The organism is Serratia sp. Ser99 (genome assembly GCF_024519545.1).
Lineage (GTDB): Bacteria > Pseudomonadota > Gammaproteobacteria > Enterobacterales > Enterobacteriaceae > Serratia > Serratia liquefaciens.
In genome coordinates this window covers 321,915-342,964 of sequence record NZ_JALJRT010000004.1, presented here as the reverse complement: position 1 = coordinate 342,964, position 21,050 = coordinate 321,915, and the positions used below count along the sequence as shown (strand labels likewise).

Here is a 21,050-nt window from a genome sequence, read left to right as displayed (position 1 = left end):
CATTCGGGCGTCATCCGTGACGCCGGGGCAATCAGCGAGGCCGCAGATCGACCACGCGCTGGGCCTTGCCTTCTGAACGCGGGATATCGCCGCAGTTGGCGATGCTGACATCGGTGCTGACGCCGATAATCGACTTGATATGGTGGCGTAACTGGTGGCAAATCTCACAGCGTTGCTGGTGGCTGAGGCTGAGCGCCGCTTCCTTCAATTCAACGCGCACCGCCAGGGTATCCAGGTGCCCGCTGCGGCTGACCTGTAGCTGATAGTGTGGCGACAGCTGTTCGAACTGCATGATTTGCTCTTCCACCTGCGACGGGAACACGTTGACGCCGCGGATGATCAGCATGTCGTCGGAACGGCCGGTAATTTTCCCCATGCGACGCATCTGGCGTGCGTCGCCCGGCAGCAGGCGGGTGAGGTCGCGGGTACGGTAGCGGATCACCGGCAGCGCTTCTTTGGTCAGCGTGGTAAACACCAGCTCGCCGTGTTGGCCGTCCTGCAGCGTCACGCCGGTTTCCGGACAGATGATTTCCGGCAGGAAATGGTCTTCCCAGATGGTCGGGCCGCCGCCGCTTTCGGCGCATTCCATCGCCACGCCCGGCCCCATCACTTCGGACAGGCCATAAATATCCAGCGCCTTGATGCCCATGCGGCTTTCAATTTCATGCCGCAGCGCTTCGGTCCAGGGTTCGGCACCAAAGACGCCGAGGCGCAGCGAGCAGCCACGGGCGTCGCCGCCCATTTTGCGCTCTAGCTCGTCGATCAGCGTCAGGCAGTAGGACGGTGTCACCATGATCACATCGGGTTTGAAATCCAGGATCAGCTGCGCCTGCCTTTCGGTTTGCCCACCGGACATCGGGATCACCGTCGCCCCGAGTCGCTCCGCGCCGTAGTGAGCCCCCAGCCCGCCGGTGAACAGGCCATAGCCGTATGCCACGTGCACCTTGTCTTTGGCGGTAGCGCCGGCGGCACGCAGGCTGCGCGCGACGATATCGGCCCAATTATCGATATCCCGCTGGGTGTAGCCGACCACCGTCGGTCGGCCGGTGGTCCCTGACGAGGCATGAATACGCACCACCTGTTCCATCGGCACGGCGAAGGTGTCGAACGGGTAGTTGTCGCGCAGATCCTGCTTGGTGGTATAGGGGAAGCGAGCCAGATCGCTCAGCTGTTTGAGATCGTCGGGATGGACGCCCGCCTGATCGAACTTGCGTCGGTACATCGGCACATTGTTGTAGGCGTGGTGCAGCGTCCATTTAAGGCGCTCCAGTTGCAGCGCCTCAATCTCATCGCGCGAGGCGAACTCAATGGCGTCGAGTGGCTGTGGATTCATTGTCATAGTTAGCCTCGGGGGTCAGACTCGCTCAATAATCATGGCGATGCCCTGGCCGACGCCGATGCACATGGTGCAAAGCGCGTAGTGGCCGGAACGCCGTTCCAGTTCGAACAGGGCAGCTAACGCCAGACGCGCGCCGCTCATGCCCAGCGGATGGCCAAGGGCAATCGCGCCGCCGTTGGGGTTCACCTGCGGGGCGTCGTCAGGCAACCCAAGCTGGCGCAATACTGCCAGCGCCTGGGCGGCAAAAGCCTCGTTCAGTTCAATGACATCCATTTGCGCCAGGCTCAGCCCGGCCAGTTCCAGCACTTTACGGGTGGCCGGTAGCGGACCTATGCCCATTAAACCGGGTTCGACCCCGCAGGTTGCCGTCGCGACGATGCGCGCACGCGGTGTTAATCCCTGACTCACTGCCATTGCCTCCGAGGCGACGAGCAGCGCCGCTGCGCCGTCGTTCAGGCCAGAGGCGTTGCCGGCGGTCACCGTGCCGGGTTGGCGGAACGGGGTTTTCAGCGCCTGCAGCTGTTCCAGCCGCGTATCTGCACGCGGGTGTTCGTCCTGGTCAAACAGGGTGACCGCGCCTTTCTTGCCGCTGAGGCTGACCGGCACGATCTCCTGCGCGAATATCCCCAACGCTTGCGCTCGCGCGGCCCGTTGCTGGCTGCGCAGAGCGAAGGCGTCCTGATCGGCGCGGCTGACGTTGAATTTTTCCGCTACGTTTTCGGCGGTTTCGGGCATGGATTCGGTGCCGTATTGCGCCTGCATCAGCGGGTTGATAAACCGCCAGCCGAGCGTGGTGTCATACAGCTGTGTCTGACGGCTGAAGGCGCTGTCGGCCTTACCCATCACCAACGGGGCCCGGGTCATCGATTCTGCGCCGCCGGCCAATACCAAACCGGCTTCACCGGCCTTGATGCTGCGGGCCGCCGTCGCCAGCGCGTCCAATCCCGAGCCGCACAGGCGGTTGAGGGTGGTGCCGGAAACGTTAACCGGCAGGCCCGCCAGCAATGCTGCCATACGGGCCAAATTGCGGTTGTCTTCCCCGGCCTGATTGGCGCAGCCGAGGATCACGTCGTCTACCCTTGACCAGTCCACCTGCGAGTGGCGGGCCAACAGGGCGCGCAGCGGCAGTGCGGCCAAGTCATCGGCGCGGACGTTGGCCAGGGCGCCGCCGTAACGGCCAATCGGCGTGCGGACGCCGTCGCAGATAAAAGCCTGGTTCATGCTTGCTCCCCTAAAATGGCGTGACCGAGCCGATGTGCGCGGCCGCGAAACCAGGCGACGGTCTTGCCCAGTTGATTGACAATCTCCACGTCATACAGACCGGTGGTTTTGCCCTGATGGCGCACCTCAGCGCTGGCCGTCAGGCGATCGCCGGCCAGCGCCGGGCGGATAAAGTCTATGCTGCAGCCGGACGCTACCGCCGCCAGCCCCTGGCTGTTGCAGGCGTAGGCGAAAGCGGTGTCCGCCAGGCTGAACAGTTGCCCGCCGTGGCAGGTCTGGTGGCCGTTGAGCATCTGCGGCCCGACGGTCATGCTGACTTTTGCGAACCCGGCGTCGACGGCATCCACCCGCATGCCCATCGCCTGGGCGCAGGTGTCCTGCTGAAACATCTGTTCGGCGCAGCGTTGCGCCAGCGCGTGGGGCGTATTGGCATTCATCATTGGGCTCCTGAAGAAAGGGATGCGTAGTGGCGCAGCAACGGCATCGGGCGATAGCGGGGTTCGCCGTAGAAGCGTTGCAGATTTTCCAGCGTGGTCAGGATGTGTCGCCAGCCTAATGACGCACCCCATTCCAGCGGGCCGCGCGGGTAGTTAACCCCGCAGCGCATGGCGTGGTCGGTATCGGCGGCGCTGGCGACGCCCTTGTTCACCACGTCGAGCGCTTCATTCGCCAACATGGCGAGGGTGCGCATCACCAGCAGGCCCGGGTAGTCCGGCAACAGGATCACTTTCTTGCCAAGGGATTGCAGCAGACGTACCACAGTAGCGTTGTGTCGGGCATCGTTTTGCGCCGCGCAGCTGATGGCGACGGTGGAGGCCTGGGCATACTGAGCTGACAGATCAAACAGCACCACGGGGGTTCCGGTTTCATCGGCGACCTGGCTGGCTGTTTTACCACTTGTTAACATAAATGTAACTTCATCGATCTGGGCAAAAGCACTGGTCTGGCCGGGTTGTATGATCGCCTCCGCATTTCCTGCCAGTAACTCGGCCAGCAGAGTGACGCCTGCCGCGTCGCCGTGCAGCTTAATGCTGTGCGGCAATTCCGCTGAGGATGCAGGTAACCCGGCGACAATTTGAGGTGGCGCTTGTTTGTCATAGCGATAAAAGCCGCATCCGCTTTTGCGGCCCAGACGCCCGGCGGCCACCCGTTCCTGCTGCACCAAAGACGGCGTGAAGCGCGGATCCTGGAAGAAGGCCTGAAACACTGATTCAGTGACGGCGTAATTGATGTCCTGACCAATCATATCGGTCAGTTGCAGTGGCCCCATGGCGAAGCCGCCTGCGTCGCGCATTACTGCATCCAGCGTGGCGGCGTCGGCAACTTGTTCTTCGAGCGCGCGCAGGGTTTCGGCGTAAAAAGGTCGCGCCACGCGGTTAACGATAAAGCCGGGCGTGGAACGGCACAGCACGCTTTGTTTGCCCCATTGCCGGGTCAGCGCCTGCAGTTCGGCAACGGTTTCGGCGCTGGTGTCCAACCCGCTGACGATCTCGACCAGCTTCATCACCGGGGCCGGGTTGAAGAAGTGCAAACCGGCCAGGCGCTGTGGATGGTGCAGTGCACCGCCGATGGCGGTAATCGACAGCGATGAAGTGTTGCTGGCGAACAGTGCGGCGGGGGAACACAGCGCTTCCAGCTCACGAAACAGGCTCTGTTTGATCGCCAGTTTTTCCGCCACTGCTTCTATCACCAGTGCGCTGTCGGCCAACTGGTCAAGCGACTCGACCGGCTGAATACGGCCCAGCAGGGCCTCGGTGGCATCGGCGTCGGCCTTGCCGGACTGGACCCTTTGGCGCAGGCGTTGGCCTAACGCATCGAGTGCCTGCCGGGCGGCGGCGGCATCGATATCAAACAGCCACACCGGATGCCCGGCCCCGGCCGCCACCTGGGCGATACCGATGCCCATGGTGCCGGCACCAATCACGGCGACCCTTGCGTTGACGTTCGGCAGGTTCATGATTATTTCCCACTGAAATTAGGGGGGCGTTTGGCGAAGAAGGCGCTGACGCCTTCGCGGTAGTCGTCGCTGCGGCCGCCGAGGCGCTGCAGGTCGCGTTCCAGATCGAGCTGCTGATCGAGGGTATTGTTCGCCGAGCTGTAGAGGGCTTTTTTAATCAGCCCCAGCCCGTAAGTGGGTTGGGTGGCCAGGTGTTGTGCCAGCGTTTGGCTGGTGGCGGCCAGTTGGTCCGCCGCTACCACCTGCCAGATCATGCCCCATGCCAGCGCCTGTTGTGCGCTGACTTTATCTCCCAGCAGCGCCATGCCCATGGCGCGGGCGTGGCCTGCCAAACGGGGCAGGAACCAGCTGCCGCCGGAGTCCGGCACCAGCCCCAGACGGCAGAAAGACTGAATAAAATTGGCGTTATCGGCGGCGATCACGATATCGCAGGCCAGCGCCAGCGCAGCGCCGGCCCCCGCCGCGACACCGTTGACGGCGCACACCACCGGCTTTGGCAGGGCGGTCAGACGACGGATCAGCGGATTGTAAAAACGCTCTACCGACAGGCCGAGATCCGGCGCCTGCTGTTCGACGCTGACGTTGCGATCGTTCAGATCCTGCCCGGCGCAAAAGCCACGTCCCGCACCGGTGATCAGCAGGCAGCGTACGGTTTCGTCCCGCTCGGCGAGGGTCAAGGCTTCGCTCAGTTGGCGGTGCATTTCGTCGTTGAAGCTATTGAGCCGGTCTGGCCGATTGAGGGTCAGCGTCAGCACCCCGGCTTCAAGGTGGGTGAGAATCAATGCGTTTTCCATAAATCAGCGCCCCTGATAGTTTGGCGTACGTTTTTCGAAGAAGGCGGCGATGCCCTCGCGGCGATCGTCGGTGGCGGCCAGGGTGGCAAACTGCTGGCGTTCGATGAGCAGCCCTTGGCTAAGGCCGGTTTCCTCAGCCTGTTTCAGCGCCTGTTTGGCGGCGCGTAGTGCCAGCGGGGCCTGCCTGCTGATGTGCTCGGCGATCTGCTGTGCGCGTTCCAGCGTCAGGGCGTCGACGCACACTTCACTGACCAACCCGCACTGCAATGCGCGCGAGGCGTTAATGGCTTCGCCACTCAGCACCATCTGACTGGCGAAGGACTTGCCGACGCAGCGAATCAAGCGCTGAGTGCCGCCGGCCCCTGGCATCAGGCCGAGGGTGATTTCCGGCAGGCCAAAGCGGGCGCTTTCGCCGCAAATGACAATGTCGCAGGCCAGCGCCAGCTCGCAGCCAGCGCCGAGCGCATAGCCGTTCACTGCCGCCAGCAGCGGTTTACTGAACTGCGCCAGCCGTTGCCACAACAGCGGGCGGCGATCCGTCAGCGTAGCGGGCAGGTCCTGCCGTTGCAGTTCGTGCAGATCGGCACCGGCGGCAAAGAAACGCGTTGTGCCGGTGATCACTACTGCGCCAATGGCGGTATCGGCATCGGCCTGTTCCAGTAAATACACCAGCTGCTCCAGACAGGGTGTGTTCAGGGCATTGCGCGCTTGTGGACGGTGCAGTTCCAGCGTCAGCACGCGCGCCTGGCGATGTTGCAGGATCAAAGGGGTTTCCATTGGCGGCTCCTATACGTCAAAGTCCAGCACCACACCGTCACCGCGTGGCCACGACTGGCAGCTCAATACGTAGCCTGCCGCGAGTTGATCCGGCTCCAGGCTGTAGTTGACGGCCATGTCCACCTGACCGGCTTTTAACCGGCACTTGCAGGTGGCGCACACGCCGCCTTTGCAGGCATAGGGAAGATCGGCACCCTGACGCAGCGCCGCGTCCAGAATGCTGTCGTCCTGCGAACCAACCTCGATATCCAACCGGCGGCCGTCGAGTAAAATCGCCACTCGCGTGGCGTTGCGCGGGGTGTCGTTGACCGGGCGGGCGACCACGCCGCTGGTGTTAAAGCGCTCGCTGTGGATACGCTCGGCGGCTACGCCAGCCTGTTCCAGCACGCTTTGGGCGTCGTCCATCATGGTTTGCGGGCCGCAGATAAAGGCATGGTCATAGTCGCGGTAATCCAGCAGCGCGCCGCCGATCGCCAACAGGCGCTCGCGGTCGATGCGCCCACTGAGCAGCGGGCTGTCGAGGCTCTCCTGGCTGAACAGATACAGCGGCTGAAAACGTTGTGGATAGCGGTTTTTCAGATCGGACAGCGTCTCCTTGAACATCACCGAACGGCTGCTGCGGTTGCCATAAATCAGCGTGAAGCTGCTGTTTGGTTCAAGTTGCAGGGTGGCTTTGATGATCGACAGCATCGGCGTGATGCCGGAACCGGCGGCAATCGCCAGATAGTTGCCGCTGTTTTCCGCCTGTGGCTGGTAGCCGAAACGGCCCTGCGGCACCATCACCTCCAGCGCGTCGCCGACTTTCAGTAGCCGATTAACGAACGAGGAAAAGCGCCCCTGATGGATGGCTTTAACGCCGATCTGCAGCAGCCCTTCCTGAGGAGCGCTGCAGATGGAGTAGCAGCGGCGCAGCTCTTCGCCATCCACCTGCGCCTTTAGCGTCAGATGTTGGCCGGGGGTGTAGCAGTAATGACTTTTCAGCTCTTCGGGCACGCGCAGAGTGATAGCTACGGCGTCCGGCGTTTCGCGCTCGATGGCGGCGACGTTCAGGCGATGGAAGACCGTCATGGTTTTCTGCGCTCCTAAATGCATTTGAAATAGTCGAAGGGTTCGCGGCAATCGCAGCAGCGATACAGCGCTTTGCAGGCGGTGGAGCCGAATTCGCTGATTTTTTCGCTGTGGGTGCTGCCGCAGCGCGGGCAGGGCACCGGGCCTGCAGCCTGCGGTTTGTCGCAGGTATGGCCCTGTGGCGGTGCGACGCCGTATTCACGCAGCCGTTCACGCGCCGAGGCGTTCATCCAGTCGGTGGTCCACGCCGGGCTGAGGCGAATGTCCACTTTGACCGGGGCAAAGCCGGCCTCGGCCAGCCGCTGCTCGATGGCTTCGAGCAGGAACTCGGTGGCGGGGCAGCCGGAGTAGGTTGGCGTAAAGGTAATGCGCCAGCCGTCGCCGTCGGCTTCAACGTCGCGAACCATGCCCAGATCGGTAATCGACAGCACCGGCAGTTCCGGATCGCTGATCTGTTGCAGGCAGTGCCAGATTTGCGGAATTTCCGCGGCCTGCAGCCGGGTAATGTTCATAGCGGCCCCTTACCAGTTTGCGTTGGGATAGGCGCGTTGCAGGAACTGCATCTCGGCCAGCAGCGGACCGAGATGTTCGCTGTGCCGACCCTGTTTACCGCCGTGGCGGAACGCCTGCTCTGCCGGCAGCGTCAGGGTGGCCTGTTGCAGCGTTTCTTCAACCAGCGCCAGCCACGGAGCCTCAAGCTGGCGCGGATCGGCGGCGATACCCTGTTCTGCCAACTGAAGTTCAAGCTCGTCGGCATGGAACAGCTCGGCGGTAAAACGCCACAGGCCATCCAGCGACTGCTGCATTTTTTGGTGGCTGACGGGACTGCCGTCACCCAGACGGATCATCCAGCCACGGCTGAAACGCAGGTGGTAATGCGCCTCTTTCAGTGACTTGGCGGCGATGGCGGCGAGTTGCGCATCGCGACTTTGGCTCAAGGCCAGATGCAACTGCACGTGGTAGGCGTCCATCAGGAACTGCCGCACCAGAGTGTCGTTGAAGCCGCCGTTGGGCTGTTCCGCCAGCAGCAGGTTATGGAACTCACGTTCGTCACGGCCGAAGGCCAGTCGGTCTTCGCTGAATTGCGGCCCGGCCAGTTCGGCGGCATAACCGAGAAAGTTGCGTGCCTGGCCGAGTAGGTCCAGGCCGATGTTGGCCAGCGCCAGGTCGATCTCCAGTTCCGGCGCGTGGCCGCACCAGGCGCACAAGCGCTGGGCAAGGATCAGTGGCGTATCGCCCTGACGCAGGACATAGGTGACGAGTGGATCGTTATTGAAGGTCATGGTCGCCCCTACATGTTCTTGATGCCGTCGGGAATGGTGTAGAACGTCGGATGACGGTAGATCTTGTCATCCGACGGATCGAAAAAGGCTTCACGATCTTCCGGCTGCGAGGCGATCAGATGGCTGGATTGCACCACCCAGATTGAGCAGCCTTCGTTGCGGCGGGTATAGGCATCGCGGGCGTTTTCCAGCGCCATCTGGTCGTCGGCGGCGTGCAGGCTGCCGACGTGACGGTGCGCCAGCCCTTGTTTGCTGCGGATAAACACTTCATACAGTGGCCATTGGGCATGTGTCATCATCGGTTCCTTATGCGGCGGTTGAGGTGTTTTTTGACGCGTGGGCCAGAGCGCCATCGCGTACCCAGGCACCGTCCTCCCAGGCGCGGCGTTTGGCTTGCAGCCGTTCGTGGTTACATTGGCCGCGCCCCTTGATCACCTCATGCAGTTCACTCCAGTCGATTTCGCCAAAGCGGTAGTGGCCGGTGGCTTCGTCCCAGGCCAAATCGGCGTCTGGTGCGACCATGCCCAGGGCTTCCAACTGGGGGACGGTGTTGTCGACAAATTTCTGCCGTAACTCATCGTTGCTGTGGCGTTTGATTTTCCAGGCCATGCTCTGCGCGCTGTGCGGTGAATCGGTATCGCTGGGGCCAAACATCATCAGTACCGGCCACCAGAAGCGGTTAATCGCATCTTGCAGCATGGCCTTCTGTTGTTCGCTGCCGTTAGCCATCGCCATGACCGCTTCGTAACCCTGGCGCTGGTGGAAGCTCTCTTCCTTGCAAATTTTCACCATTGCTCGCGCATAGGGGCCGTAGGACGCACGACACAGCGCCACCTGGTTAACGATGGCCGCGCCGTCCACCAACCAGCCGATCACCCCGATATCCGCCCAGTTGAGCGTCGGGTAATTGAAGATCGAGGAGTATTTCATCTTGCCGTCGAGCATCTTCTGGTAGATATCCTGACGAGAGCAGCCCAGGGTTTCCGCGGCGCTGTACAGGTACAGGCCGTGCCCCGCTTCGTCCTGCACCTTGGCCAACAACACCGCTTTGCGGCGCAGGGTAGGGGCGCGCGTCAACCAGTTGGCTTCCGGTAACATGCCGACCACTTCGGAATGGGCATGCTGGCCAATCTGGCGGATCAGGTTTTGGCGGTAGGCGTCCGGCATCCAGTCTTTGGCCTCAATCGAGGTATCCGCCGCAATTTTGTCGTCGAAGTGCTGCTGATGTTGCGCGTCAGTTGTCATGCGTGCCTCTTGGTGATTCGTATTTTTCACATTAAATATAAAAATGTGAATCACATTAACTAACCATAAGGCTACAAACTGATAACAAAAAGATCAAACGGCATTTGTGTGGTTTTGCGAGGGTGCTCACAAGGATTGTTGTTATAATGTTGTTTTTAAATGAGATTAAAAATTAATTCATGAGGGTAAAACGCCTGTCTGAGCGCTTTCAATGTCTGGTTGTTTTTATTTTGTTAAATTTCATTCTGGTGAAAACTGGACAATATGTGATACGTAATTAATCCTTGTGGTGTAAATTTATGAATTCCGGAGGAGCAAATGCAGCAGCTACACAGTTATCTTTCTGGCGCCTGGGTGTACGGCCAGGGCAAAGCCCGTGAAATCCACCATGCCGTCACCGGCCAACCGCTGTATCAGGTTTGTTCCGACGGGCTACCGCTGGCCGCCAGTCTGGAGTATGCGCGCAGCAAGGGCGGCAAGGCGCTGGCACAGATGACCTTCCAGCAGCGCGCGCAAATGATGAAAGCGGTGGCTAAGCACCTGCTGGCCAACAAAGAAACGCTGTATGAGATTTCGTACCAGACCGGCGCGACTCGCAGTGACGGCTGGGTGGATATCGAAGGCGGTATCGCCACGCTGTTTGCCTATGCCGGGCTGGCAGGGCGCGAACTGCCGGACGATACCCTGTGGCCGGAAGACGAACTGATCCCGCTGTCCAAACAGGCGCAGTTTGCCGCCCGACACGTGCTGACTTCACGCCCTGGCGTGGCGTTGCATATTAATGCTTTTAACTTTCCCTGCTGGGGGATGCTGGAAAAACTGGCGCCCACCTGGTTGGCCGGCATGCCGGCGATCATCAAACCGGCGACCGCCACGGCGCAGCTGACGCAGGCGATGGTCAGACTGATTATCGACAGCGGTCTGGTGCCAGAGGGCGCGTTGCAACTGGTATGCGGTGGCGTTGGCGATATGTTTGAACATCTGGATTATCAGGATGCGGTGACCTTTACCGGCTCGGCGCAGACCGGTCAGCAGCTGCGTGCGCACCCGCGCCTGTTGCAAAAGTCGATTGCTTTCACCATGGAGGCAGACTCGCTCAACTGCTGCGTGCTGGGCGAGGACGTTACGCCGCAGATGCCGGAGTTTGCGCTGTTTATCAAAGAAGTGTGCCGCGAGATGACCGCCAAGGCCGGGCAAAAATGTACCGCAATTCGGCGGATTATCGTGCCGGCGAAACGGGTGGCAGAGGTACAGCAGGCGCTGTTGCAGCGGCTGAGTGGCGTCACGGTGGGCGATCCTAAACTGGAACAGGTGCGGATGGGGGCCTTGGTCAGCCGCGAACAGCGCGACGATGTGCAACAGAAGGTGGATTTCCTGCTGCATAACGGTTGCGAACCGTTGTGCGGCGCGAGAACGGATAACCTGGAGGTGAGCGGGGCAGGCGTGCAGCAGGGGGCATTTTATCCGGCCACGCTGTTGTACTGTGCCGATCCCTTTAGCCATCAGGCGGTGCACGGCACCGAAGCATTCGGCCCGGTAGCGACGCTGATGCCCTATCAGCATACCGAACAGGCGATTGAGCTGGCGTTAATGGGCCAGGGGAGTTTGGCTGGCTCACTGGTGACCGCCGATGAGGCGCTGGCGACGCGCTTTATTCGCGCCACCGCCTGCGCGCATGGCCGAATGCTGATCCTGGATCAACAGGCAGCGGTGGAGTCCACCGGCCACGGTTCTCCGTTGCCGATGCTGGTGCACGGCGGGCCAGGGCGAGCCGGTGGCGGTGAAGAATTGGGTGGGCTACGCGCGGTAAAACACTATATGCAACGCACGGCCATTCAGGGCAGTCCGGCTATGCTGGCGGCAATCGGCCGTGAGTGGGTGCGCGGCGCGACGGTGATTGAAGAGCCGGTACATCCGTTCCGCAAATACTTCGAGCAACTGCGCCTGGGCGAAAGCCTGCTGACGGCGCGGCGTACCGTGACCGAGGCCGATATCGTCAATTTTGCCTGCCTGAGTGGCGACCACTTCTATGCCCATATGGACAAGATCGGTGCGGCCGAATCGCTGTTTGGCGAGCGGGTCGCGCACGGCTACTTTGTGGTTTCTGCCGCCGCCGGGCTGTTTGTTGATCCGGGTGTCGGGCCGGTGATTGCCAACTACGGTATGGAAAACCTGCGCTTTATCGAGCCGGTGAAGATTGGCGATACCCTTCAAGTACGGCTGACCTGCAAAAAGAAAATCCGTAAGCCGCAGAAAACGGCGGAGGATCGTCCACACGGCGTGGTGGTATGGGATGTTCAGGTACTCAACCAACATCAGCAGGCGGTGGCGCTGTACAGTATCCTGACGTTGGTGGCGCGGCAGGAAGGGGACTTCGGTCCGACAAGCTAAAGGCCGGTGAGATGGTGCCATGGTAAGATGCACCATCTCCTGACACAGAGTTTGTGGCGACGATGATCCAACAACTCCAACTGAGCGGTTTTCGCTCTATACGTAATTTGCAGCTGCAATTGGGCCGTCTGAATGTGATCAGCGGCCCGAACGGTTGCGGAAAATCTAACCTGTATAAAGCGGTGCGATTGATCCACGAGGCCGCCTGTGGGCGGCTTTCTGCTGCGTTGGCTGAAGAGGGGGGCATTCAGAAGGCGATGTGGGCCGGCGGATTGCGACCGGGTGATCGCCGGGGCGATCCGAAACGGATGCTGTTGTCAGCCACTCTGGATGATTTCGACTATCAGCTGCAGCTAGGCTTCCCTGAGCCGACCGGCAGCCTGTTTCAACTCGACCCGCTGGTCAAAGAGGAGTCACTGTGGATCTCGGGCCACGGTCGTCGACCTTCAACCCGGGTACTCGAAAGGCGCAACCAGAGTGCATTCCTGACGAATATCCAGGGCGATCGCGCCACTTATCCTGCCAGTCTCCATGCGGAGGAATCGGTATTTGGTCAGCTTGCCGATCCGCATCTGTATCCTGAAGTGTCCCAGGTACGAGAGAATCTGCGGCAGTGGCGTTTTTACCACGAGTTTGCCGTGTGGCCCGGTTCACCGTTGCGAGCGCCTCAGGTGGGTATTCGCGCACCGGTGCTGGCGCATGACGGCAGTAATCTGGCGGCCGCTTTTGAAACCATCTGCGAGATCGGCAACGGCGAGTTGCTGCGCGACATTCTGGCGCAGGCGTTTCCCGACAGCGAATTTGAAATTCAGGCCCCTCAGGGACGCTTCCAGCTATTGATGCACCGTGCCGGCATTTTACGCCCCTTGGAGAGTGCCGAACTTTCCGACGGCACGCTGCGTTTCCTCTGTTTGGCGGTAGCGATGCTCAGCCCGCGTCCGCCGGCATTTATGGCATTCAATGAACCTGAAAACAGTCTGCATCCGCAACTGTTGCCGGCATTGGCCATGCTGATCGCAGAAGCCAGCCGTTATAGCCAATTGTGGATCACCAGCCACTCACCGCAGCTTGCCGAACTGATTGGCCGCCATAGCGAGGTTACCCACTATCAACTGGCACAGCAGCAGGGTGAAACCCTGCTGGCGGAACCGGATTAGATCAAGGGCTGGTGTAGCAGGGTTTCCAGTACCTTGAGCGGTGATTGCTGTGGATTTTTCATTGCGGTGACGGGCAACAGGAAAGTTTGCTCCAGCATAAACTGACCCGCCATCGCCGCGTGTGGCGTCTGATCGGAGAAACAGATCCAACTGCTGCCCGGCGGCAAGTCGAGCGCCAGCTGCGGGCCCTGTTGCTGATAGTGCTGGTCGGCTTTCATGGCATCATGCAGTTGTAGCATCAGGTGGTCGTAATGACTGCGGCGCCGTTTGGTGATGCCGACCTTGTGCTGCAGCCAGCTGTTCAGCGGTGAATAGCGGCCCAGGCGCGGCATAAAGCGTTGCGCCAGTTGAGGAAAGGGTTCGCCGATGCGCCATTGGCGAAGTTCGCCATTGGGGTTGATGTTGGTGAAGATGCGCAGAATGCGCTCACCATAGTTCGGGCGCGACGGGAAGGCATCGACGTGCAGCCGGCTATCATCCTTGCGCCATGAGCTGGTCTTGCGCCAGGCCGCAACCGGATGCAGGCGCAGGGTGTTGACCGGCGAATGCAGGGCTTGTTGGTAGTGGGGGAGCAGGGTGGCAACCAGTTGCAGGCAGGTTTGATAATAGCGTGACAGCAACGTCTCGACCTGTGGCTGCTGCGCGGCTATTGCTACGCCGGATAATTTGCTCGTTTCTGGCCAGTAGCTGATGTTTTTACGTTTTGTATCGACCAACGCGGGATCCAGCAGCGCCATTTCACCGGCTAACATAGGAAACGCCAGTTCAGGCAAAAACACGATTTTACCTTGCTCGAGAGCCTCGACGGCAGAGGGGGAAAAGGGCGCTGGGGCGCTATCCCACTGTTGCTGTGGCAACGTTATTAACACCTGTTCAGGCGTAAGATTATCCGCGCGCATAATATCTCCTTGCGATGGGGGGATACTTTAATTGTTTTTTATTTGAAAGGGATTTATAACCAGCGGGAATTATTGTTGAATTGAACTAGTTGATGCTAATGGCTGGATTAAATTATCCTAGCACTATTAAAATGCGCCCAAAAGTAAACAGATATTAAACGATGCGGCTAATGGCACGAATGGATAAAAATAGATTTAATGGGCATTAATTAATTTATCAGCGAAAGTAGGTTAACGATTTAAATTAAATTTAGTTTTATGATCAGCGGGTTGATTTTGATTTTCCGAGCCGAAAAAAAACAAATTCAGGGGCCGCCTCTGGGGGAGACGGCCCAATGGGTCAGGCGGGATAAATGCGGTTTTTCCCCTGGGCTTTGGCTTGATACAGGGCGCTGTCGGCCTGATTAATAAAGCCGATTGGCGTGTCGTTATACATATGCGGCACTTTGGCGAAGATGCCAATACTGATGGTGACAATACCGTGAGGGTTGCCCGTATGCGGTATTTTCAGCTCACGCACCGATTCAATCACCCGTTCGGCGAAAATCAGTGCGCCCTGAGTGTCGGTATCCGGCAGAATAATGGCCATTTCCTCACCGCCATAGCGGGCCATAATATCGTTGCTGCGGCACGCCAGCCCTTTCAACGTTTGACCAATCTGTTGCAGACACTGATCGCCGGCTACGTGACCGTAGATGTCGTTATATTGTTTGAAACAGTCGATATCCAGCATCAGCAACGCCACGCTGCGGTAATTGCGCGAAGCGCGCATCAGTTCGTTCTTCATGGCGATATCAAACTGACGGCGGTTGGCCAGGCCGGTTAACCCGTCCAGCAACGCCAACTCTTCCAACGTTCGGTTGATGGTAGTGAGCTGATCGCGGGTGCGCATCAGTTCAGCTTCGGTGCGTACGCTGTGGTTAATCTGGCGCATCAGTACCAGACCCATCGCCAGTAAAATGATTAACAGCGTCGCGCCACCCAGGGCAAACACGCCGGTATCATTACGCCAGTCGGACAGCGCATCTTCCTTCGACAGTCCGGCAGCTATCACCAGCGGATAGCGATTAACCCGCGAATAACCGTAGATCCGTTCCACCTTGTCGTACCGCGAAGTGATGGTGGCATTGCCGAACTCAGAGTGGGGTAGAATTTCGCGGAACAACACGCCTTCCGAAATATTTTTGCCAATCGCGGCAATGGAGTAGGGGCGGCGGTAGAGAATGGTGCCGTCCGCCAACAGCAGGTTGAGCGAGGCGTCACTGTTCAGTGCGAAGGTGTCGTAAAATTGGCGGAAATAATCGACATACAGCGTGGCCAGCACCACCCCATTAAAGCTGCCGTCCGGGTTGTTGATCCGACGTGAGACCGGAATGATCAAATCACCGGTAGAGCGGCTGCGTACCACTTTGCCGATAAATATCGCGTTGCTGTTGTGGCTCAGGTGGAATTTGAAATACTCACGATCGGCATTGTTGGCATTTTGTATGAACCGGCCCGATGAGGTGACGATCCAGTTCCCCTGAGCATCGTAAACAAACAGGCCATGCAACTGGGGCAGGTTGCCAACCTGCGTTTGCATCACTTTCTGTAGTCGCAGCTGTTGCGGTTGGCCCAGGCCGTCGGTCTGAATGCGTTCGGTCAGATCGGACAGCGTAGTGTCGGTCTGCATAAAGGTGTCATCGGCATGCTGTGCCAGAGAGCGGGCCAGGTTGGCCGATTCATTTTCGGCACTTTGCAAGTCGCGCTGGTGCGCATTCCAAATCTGCCAGCCGTTAAACAGAATCAGCGTGACGGCAACGATGACGACAAATACGCCGGCCTGAAAAAGTAACGGGGAATTTTTACCGTTGCGTGGCCGTTCGGCATCCTGCGGTTGCTGCTGTGTCATGTCACCCTTGTTATAAAGTCTTTAAATCGTGTTAAGAACAATCTTACATCTTATTCGTTAATCACGCCGACCACTACTCCCTTAACATCAAAAATGCATGAGCCACTCAAGCGGAGTGTTACAATTCGCCGCAAAACCGGCATAGAAAATACAGGGTTCACGCATATGTCTGACTACATCATTATTACTTTGCTGACGCTGGTGGTTTATTACCCGCTGACCTTGGGTGTGCTGGCGCTAATGATGATTTTTGCCTGGCGGCAGCGTAAATCGCCCTATTGGCGTTTGGGACTGGTGCTGTTGACGGTGCTGTTTGTGCTGTTCGCGATGGCGGCTTATGACTGGTATCACTACCGTTGACCATGGCACCAGGGTATCCGCTGTCGGTGGCGGACACCCTGGCGGGATGACGGGTTATTCAACGTTAATCATCCAATTGACCCCGAACTGGTCGGTCAGCATGCCAAAACCCTTGGCCCAGAAGGTGGCCTGGTATGGCATGGTGACCTGGCCGCCCTGCGCCAGCTTCTCGAATAATGCTCGGCCTTGTTCCACGTCGCTCGGATCCAGCGACAGGGCAAATCCTTTATGCGAAGCTTCGCCGCCGTCCTGCGGACACCCATCGGAGGCCATCAGCGCCGTTTCGCCAATCAGTAGACGGGCATGCATGATGGACTCTGGATTGACGTCCTGAGGACCGCCTTGCTTGGCCTCCTCGGGCATATCTTTGTAGCGCATAATCATTTCGATTCTGGCGCCCAGCTGCTGCTGGTAGAAGTTGATCGCCTGTTCACAGTTACCGTTAAAAAAAAGATAGGGTTGAATCAACATGACATTGACCTCTGTTGTGGCCCGTCAGGCGTTTTGCATCCCACGGGCGAGGGACAATAGTTTCTGGTTGTGACTATTGCTGCCGGGAACTTACAAGTGTAGTGCGATTTACGCCGAATGCCCGGCGGGCGATCACGCTGTGGAAATTAACGGCCTGATCGTTGTTATTGGCCGAAAAAGCGGGATGGTTCATCCCAATTTGGACAGATTATCTGAGCGGTCACAGTTTCTATACTCGTTGCAACCTTCACTAACGGAGTCACTGTAATGAGCAAGCAATCTTTGAATGGAAAAGTGGTGTTGATCGCTGGCGGCGCCAAGAACCTGGGTGGCCTGGTGGCGCGTGATTTGGCCGCCAACGGCGCGACGGCCGTGGTGGTGCACTACAACAGCGACGCCACTCGTGCCGCCGCGGAGGAAACGTTGCAGGCGGTTAAGGCGGCAGGTGCCCAGGCGATTGCGGTGCAGGGCGATCTCACCCAGCCGGCTAACGTGGCGCTGCTGTTTGAGGAGGCCGTCAAGGCGTTTGGCAAGGTGGACATCGCCATCAATACCGCCGGTCTGGTGATTAAAAAACCGATTGCCGAAGTGACCGAAGCCGATTACGACAGCAGTTTCGACATCAATGCCAAAGCGGCATTTTTCTTTATCCAGCAGGCCGGTAAACATTTGGCCGATAACGGCCGAATTGTGACCATTGTCAGCTCGCTGTTGGCGGCCTATACGCCATTTTATGCGGTCTATCCGGGCAGCAAGGCGCCGGTGGAGCACTTTACCCGCGCGGCTTCCAAGGAGTTTGGCGAACGCGGCATCAGCGTGAACGCCATTGGTCCGGGACCAATGGATACGCCGTTCTTCTATGGCCAGGAAAGCAAGGAGGCGGTGGAGTACCACAGCAGTGCCGCCGCGCTGAGCAAGTTCTCGAAAACCGGTCTGACCGATATCGAGGACATTGCGCCGATCGTTAAATTTTTGGTCACTGACGGCTGGTGGATCACCGGGCAGACGCTGTTCGCCAACGGTGGCTATACTACCCGTTAACCTTAATTCTGCTGCGGCCCGGGCCGCAGCCTGTTAATCAGGACGCACAGCCGGTGGATAAAATAGGGAGATTACGGGTTTTTATCCAGGTTGCTGAGGTGGGCAGTTTCATCCGCGCTTCGCAAATCCTGTTGATGCCAAAAACCACGGTTTCGGCGGCGATACAACAACTGGAACACGAAATGGGTGCCCGCCTGTTTCACCGCACCACTCGCCGGGTGCAATTGACCAGCGACGGTGAGCTGTTGCTCGAAAAAGCGCGCAGCCTGTTGTTCGACGTTCAAACACTGGAAGGCCTGTTTCATCGGCAAAACGGCCCGATCGACGGTCGTTTGACGGTCGATGTGCCCAGTCGCATAGCCCGGCGAATGATAGTGCCTGCGCTGCCGGACTTTTTTGTGCAGTACCCCGACATTCAACTGTTTCTCAGCGCCAGCGACCGTTCGATCGATTTGATCCAGGAAGGGATCGACTGCGTGGTGCGCGTCGGCAGTCTCAGCGACAGTAGCCTGGTCAGCCAGCCGCTGGGGCGATTAAGCATGATCAACTGCGCCAGCCCGGACTATTTGCAACGTTACGGCACGCCGGAGCATCCCGAGCAGTTGGCGGGACATTGGGGTGTAGGCTACGCGCAGCCGACTTTGGCCGGGGCTGATACCTGGGTTTGGCAACGGGGCGATCAGCACATGGAAAAAATCTTGCGTAGCCGGGTCACGGTAAACAATGCGGAAAATTATATTGGGTGCTGTCTGGCAGGGTTGGGGATGATTCAGATACCGCGCTTTGATGTTCAGCACTACCTGGACAACGGGAGCTTATGTGAGGTTTTGCCGCAGGCCCGGCCACCGGCAATGGGCATTGCGTTGCTTTATCCTCACCGCCGCCAACGTTCGGCGCGTTTAACCGCCTTTGCCGAGTGGTTCAGCCACCTCATCAAGCCCTTTTGCGAAAATTGAGGCCCGGTAGCCAATGGGATTTTTATCCAAACGGCTCGCTATTTGTCATTCGTTTTCAACTGATTAAATTTGCAGACAAAACAAGACACATTTAAAACCACTCGAAAAGTGACAAAGCGCGTGTAACATCACTGGAACAACAAGGCGGCAGAACCGTCCCAGGCGGCGGCCAGCGCATAGATTGCAGCCAGTATCAGCAGAAACGGTGTGTTGGTCATGGTCTGTCCCCTGCAGCAATATTCACCTGTTGTTATAGCGCGGAGTAATGACAGCTTGATGAATGCGGTTGATTTTTGCACAGCTAAATTCAGACACACGGAAATGGGTAAACTGCTGATATTTGTCTATAGTAACAGTGTGAATATGCGTGTTTATCAAGATTCACCCTGCATCGCGCTGCCGTTAACGGTCAGCACAGGGCAACAGGATTGTGGTTGTGAAAGTATCGTCAGGGTTGGATCAGGCGCCGACGCGGGCCTGAAAACAGAGTTTCTTTGGGCAAAAAGTAATAGGGAGAGTAAAAATGGGCATCATTTCCTGGATCATTTTTGGGTTAATCGCCGGTATCTTGGCTAAATGGATTATGCCGGGCAAAGACGGCGGCGGCTTTATCGTAACCGTTATTCTGGGGATCATCGGTGCGGTTGTCGGCGGCTATATCAGTACCTTCTTCGGTATGGGCCGTGTTGATGGCTTCAACCTGGGCAGCTTTGTTGTCGCGGTCATCGGTGCCCTGGTGGTGCTTTTTGTCTACAGAAAGATCAGAAGCTAATCAGTTGCTGATCAACAGGGTCGCTGCGGCGGCCCTTTTTCGTTAAATCACTGCGGTCGAGCGGCAGAGCCGACGATCGGAAGGGGAATACCATGGGTCTGTTTGATAGCGTATTGGGCAACATTCTGGGCGGTGCCAACGGTAAGGGCATTGATTACGTCGCCATTATGCAATGGGTTGAGCAGCAGGGTGGCCTGCAGGCGATTCTGGACAAGTTCCGCCAGGGTCAATTCGGCGATGTGGTCGGCTCGTGGCTGGGCAACGGTGAAAACCAGCAGATTAGCGGCGATCACGTACAGCAAGCGCTGGGCAGCGATGCCATCAACCAACTGGCGGAAAAGCTGGGGATCGATCCGGCTCAGGCTTCAGCCACCATTGCACAGTTCCTGCCAACGGTCGCTGACGCGGCCTCGCCAAATGGCGAAGTGCAGTCGAACAGCAACGAACTGGGTGACATGGTCGGTAAACTGTTCAAATAATCTTTATGCCCCTGGCACCTTGTCGGGGGCTTTGTTCACCCTAATTCCCTCAATACTCCCCAACGCCGCCAGCAAATAATCTACCCAGGCCCGGACTTTACCGGGAATAAACCGCGCTGCGGGGTAAACCGCATGCAGTGCCATCGGCGGATAATGCCAGGCCGTTAACACCGGTACCAGGCTGCCGTTGGCCAGTTGCCGACCAATCAGCGGGCGCTGTGCTCCGCCAATACCCAATCCTGATTCGATGGCCGCCAGCAGCGAAAACGTATTGTTGGCGCGAAAGACCGGGCGCAGGTTCACTACCTCGGCACCTTGAGGGCCAATTAAGGTCAGCGCATCGCCGTCGCTCAAGCCGCTATAGCGGATATGCGGATGTCTCGCCAGCTCTGCGGGAGTTTGCGGCTCGCCCTGCGCTGCCAGATAGGCCGGGGAAGCCACTAAAATACGCTGTAATTCCCCCAGCCGGCGCGCCACCGTGCCCGGCGTATTTAATTCGCCAAAGCGGATTGCCACGTCGATACCTTCACCGATCACGTCAGCCCGGCGATCGTCGAGCAACAGTTCGATATTCAATTCCGGATGCTGTTGCTGAAAAGCTATCGCCAGCGGCGTCAGGTGCTGTTGACCGAAGCCGGTCGGGGCGTGGATGCGCAAGGGGCCCTGCAGCCGCTGCTGCATGCCGTGCAGCGCTTCCTCTGCTTCACTCACCGCCGCCAGAATCGGTTTGATTTGTCGATAATAGCCGCCGCCAGCGTCGGTCAGCGTGACGGAGCGGGTGCTGCGAAACAGCAACTGCACGCCCAGTTGTTGTTCCAGACCGGTAATCTGCTGGCTGACCGCCGGCTGCGTCAGGCCCAAGTCGCGGGCGGCTGCCGAGAGGCTGCCCAGTTCCGCGACCCGCATGAAAGTCTTCATGGCGTTCATCTTGTCCATCAGCGCTCCAGTT

The 21,050-nt window shown here is 58.6% G+C and carries 22 protein-coding genes; 7 read left to right on the top strand and 15 right to left on the bottom strand.

The genetic code is table 11. The features are described 5' to 3' along the window. Positions 1–31 precede the first annotated feature (31 nt). The 11 genes from paaK to paaA are packed head-to-tail and all read right to left on the bottom strand — an operon-like array spanning position 32 to position 9,684. Positions 32–1,339, bottom strand: coding sequence for a phenylacetate--CoA ligase PaaK (gene paaK / locus NR114_RS11405; RefSeq protein ID WP_041414726.1), 1,308 nt, complete (start codon positions 1,337–1,339; stop codon positions 32–34). Between the two features lie 15 nt (positions 1,340–1,354). Next, the gene (gene pcaF, locus NR114_RS11400) at positions 1,355–2,560 is read right to left on the bottom strand and encodes a 3-oxoadipyl-CoA thiolase (RefSeq protein WP_234530344.1); all 1,206 of its coding nucleotides are present in this window, start codon (positions 2,558–2,560) and stop codon (positions 1,355–1,357) included. Next, the gene (paaI, locus tag NR114_RS11395; RefSeq protein ID WP_020827603.1) at positions 2,557–2,997 is read right to left on the bottom strand and encodes a hydroxyphenylacetyl-CoA thioesterase PaaI; all 441 of its coding nucleotides are present in this window, start codon (positions 2,995–2,997) and stop codon (positions 2,557–2,559) included. Before paaI ends, pcaF begins: the two co-directional genes overlap by 4 nt. Next, positions 2,997–4,517, bottom strand: coding sequence for a 3-hydroxyacyl-CoA dehydrogenase (locus tag NR114_RS11390; protein WP_234530345.1), 1,521 nt, complete (start codon positions 4,515–4,517; stop codon positions 2,997–2,999). Before NR114_RS11390 ends, paaI begins: the two co-directional genes overlap by 1 nt. A gap of 2 nt (positions 4,518–4,519) precedes the next feature. Then, entirely contained in the window at positions 4,520–5,311 is a 792-nt protein-coding gene (gene paaG, locus NR114_RS11385) for a 2-(1,2-epoxy-1,2-dihydrophenyl)acetyl-CoA isomerase PaaG (RefSeq protein WP_020827601.1), read from the bottom strand. Between the two features lie 3 nt (positions 5,312–5,314). Further along, positions 5,315–6,088, bottom strand: a complete 774-nt coding sequence (paaF, locus tag NR114_RS11380; RefSeq protein WP_020827600.1) for a 2,3-dehydroadipyl-CoA hydratase PaaF — start codon at positions 6,086–6,088, stop codon at positions 5,315–5,317. A 9-nt stretch (positions 6,089–6,097) separates the two neighbouring features. Beyond that, complete coding sequence (paaE, locus tag NR114_RS11375; RefSeq protein WP_116690227.1) at positions 6,098–7,156, bottom strand: 1,2-phenylacetyl-CoA epoxidase subunit PaaE; 1,059 nt, start codon at positions 7,154–7,156, stop codon at positions 6,098–6,100. A 14-nt stretch (positions 7,157–7,170) separates the two neighbouring features. Next, positions 7,171–7,668: a 1,2-phenylacetyl-CoA epoxidase subunit PaaD gene (paaD, locus tag NR114_RS11370; protein WP_020827598.1), complete on the bottom strand. Its 498-nt coding sequence runs from the start codon at positions 7,666–7,668 to the stop codon at positions 7,171–7,173. Positions 7,669–7,677: 9 nt separating this feature from the next. Beyond that, entirely contained in the window at positions 7,678–8,439 is a 762-nt protein-coding gene (paaC, locus tag NR114_RS11365) for a 1,2-phenylacetyl-CoA epoxidase subunit PaaC (protein WP_020827597.1), read from the bottom strand. An 8-nt stretch (positions 8,440–8,447) separates the two neighbouring features. Continuing rightward, positions 8,448–8,735, bottom strand: coding sequence for a 1,2-phenylacetyl-CoA epoxidase subunit PaaB (paaB, locus tag NR114_RS11360; RefSeq protein WP_020827596.1), 288 nt, complete (start codon positions 8,733–8,735; stop codon positions 8,448–8,450). A gap of 10 nt (positions 8,736–8,745) precedes the next feature. After that, positions 8,746–9,684: a 1,2-phenylacetyl-CoA epoxidase subunit PaaA gene (paaA, locus tag NR114_RS11355; RefSeq protein WP_020827595.1), complete on the bottom strand. Its 939-nt coding sequence runs from the start codon at positions 9,682–9,684 to the stop codon at positions 8,746–8,748. A 318-nt stretch (positions 9,685–10,002) separates the two neighbouring features. Between paaA and paaZ the strand changes: the two genes are divergently transcribed. Next, positions 10,003–12,075: a phenylacetic acid degradation bifunctional protein PaaZ gene (gene paaZ / locus NR114_RS11350; protein ID WP_234530346.1), complete on the top strand. Its 2,073-nt coding sequence runs from the start codon at positions 10,003–10,005 to the stop codon at positions 12,073–12,075. Positions 12,076–12,137: 62 nt separating this feature from the next. Next, positions 12,138–13,232: an AAA family ATPase gene (locus tag NR114_RS11345; protein ID WP_046373209.1), complete on the top strand. Its 1,095-nt coding sequence runs from the start codon at positions 12,138–12,140 to the stop codon at positions 13,230–13,232. On the opposite strand, the gene NR114_RS11340 is transcribed toward NR114_RS11345, so the two are convergent. Continuing rightward, a complete protein-coding gene (locus NR114_RS11340) occupies positions 13,229–14,131 on the bottom strand; it encodes a Kdo hydroxylase family protein (RefSeq protein WP_130016368.1) in 903 nt (300 codons plus the stop codon). The two genes, NR114_RS11345 and NR114_RS11340, sit on opposite strands and share 4 nt — an antisense overlap. 340 nt (positions 14,132–14,471) lie before the next feature. Next, positions 14,472–16,022 carry a GGDEF domain-containing protein gene (locus NR114_RS11335; RefSeq protein ID WP_020827591.1) on the bottom strand — a complete coding sequence of 517 codons (1,551 nt, stop codon included), beginning with the start codon at positions 16,020–16,022 and terminating at the stop codon, positions 14,472–14,474. Positions 16,023–16,187: 165 nt separating this feature from the next. Between NR114_RS11335 and NR114_RS11330 the strand changes: the two genes are divergently transcribed. After that, a complete protein-coding gene (locus NR114_RS11330) occupies positions 16,188–16,382 on the top strand; it encodes a hypothetical protein (RefSeq protein ID WP_020827590.1) in 195 nt (64 codons plus the stop codon). Between the two features lie 54 nt (positions 16,383–16,436). Here the strand turns inward: NR114_RS11330 and yjdN are convergent, their stop codons facing one another. Then, positions 16,437–16,853: a VOC family metalloprotein YjdN gene (gene yjdN, locus NR114_RS11325; protein WP_020827589.1), complete on the bottom strand. Its 417-nt coding sequence runs from the start codon at positions 16,851–16,853 to the stop codon at positions 16,437–16,439. Positions 16,854–17,120: 267 nt separating this feature from the next. Between yjdN and NR114_RS11320 the strand changes: the two genes are divergently transcribed. From NR114_RS11320 to NR114_RS11305, 4 genes are all read left to right on the top strand, one after another. After that, positions 17,121–17,894: an SDR family oxidoreductase gene (locus tag NR114_RS11320; protein WP_116690232.1), complete on the top strand. Its 774-nt coding sequence runs from the start codon at positions 17,121–17,123 to the stop codon at positions 17,892–17,894. Positions 17,895–17,947: 53 nt separating this feature from the next. After that, a complete protein-coding gene (locus NR114_RS11315; RefSeq protein ID WP_116690233.1) occupies positions 17,948–18,850 on the top strand; it encodes a LysR family transcriptional regulator in 903 nt (300 codons plus the stop codon). A 523-nt stretch (positions 18,851–19,373) separates the two neighbouring features. Continuing rightward, a complete protein-coding gene (locus tag NR114_RS11310) occupies positions 19,374–19,622 on the top strand; it encodes a GlsB/YeaQ/YmgE family stress response membrane protein (RefSeq protein ID WP_012145782.1) in 249 nt (82 codons plus the stop codon). A 92-nt stretch (positions 19,623–19,714) separates the two neighbouring features. Continuing rightward, positions 19,715–20,101 carry a YidB family protein gene (locus NR114_RS11305; protein ID WP_020827585.1) on the top strand — a complete coding sequence of 129 codons (387 nt, stop codon included), beginning with the start codon at positions 19,715–19,717 and terminating at the stop codon, positions 20,099–20,101. Positions 20,102–20,104: 3 nt separating this feature from the next. Here NR114_RS11305 and NR114_RS11300 read toward each other — a convergent pair whose 3' ends face one another. After that, complete coding sequence (locus NR114_RS11300) at positions 20,105–21,037, bottom strand: LysR family transcriptional regulator (RefSeq protein ID WP_234530347.1); 933 nt, start codon at positions 21,035–21,037, stop codon at positions 20,105–20,107. Positions 21,038–21,050 lie beyond the last annotated feature (13 nt).